The 491-nt window shown below is 33.0% G+C and carries 1 protein-coding gene; it reads left to right on the top strand.

Annotated elements, in window-relative coordinates; translation table 11 throughout:
• On the top strand, positions 1–409 hold a 409-nt coding region (locus IM290_RS19330; protein ID WP_227009306.1), incomplete at its 5' end, for a hypothetical protein.
• Positions 410–491 lie beyond the last annotated feature (82 nt).

Raw genomic sequence — 491 nt, 5'->3', positions numbered from 1 at the left:
GTTTATGATAAAGCCTGAAGATCTATCAGCTATTGAATGTTTAATTGGGTTATTTTTTCATGGAAAAGTTAAAATAGATGAGAGGGAAGAAAAGGTTATAGACCATAATAAAGTTCTCATTTGTTATAAATTTAAAGAATTTGGACAGGATATAGTAAGGATTATTACGAATAATAATGAATTTATCAAATGCCTTTGTGAGAAAGGCTTAGAACCTCCAGGGCCAGAAAATGTATTTCCTGATAAGGATTTTGGTAATTATGGTAGCCTGCAAGGAGATATGGCATTCTGGTGGGATGTATATTGGGAGCCGTTTTGGAAAAGCTTAAGAGAGGAAGAGAAAAAACAATATATCGAGCGAAATAATTTCTCGGTTGATACCATTCAATTTTTGGAGTACCGCCATTAGCTAAAATATATACAACATCATTCACCTCGATTATCCAAAATTCTCTACCTAAAATTTTTTAGTGCCCTCTATTAGTGTTAGG

It is taken from the genome of Enterobacter cloacae complex sp. S1 (assembly GCF_014930525.1).
GTDB lineage: Bacteria > Pseudomonadota > Gammaproteobacteria > Enterobacterales > Enterobacteriaceae > Enterobacter > Enterobacter hormaechei_C.
This window is presented reverse-complemented; position numbering and strand designations above follow the sequence as displayed.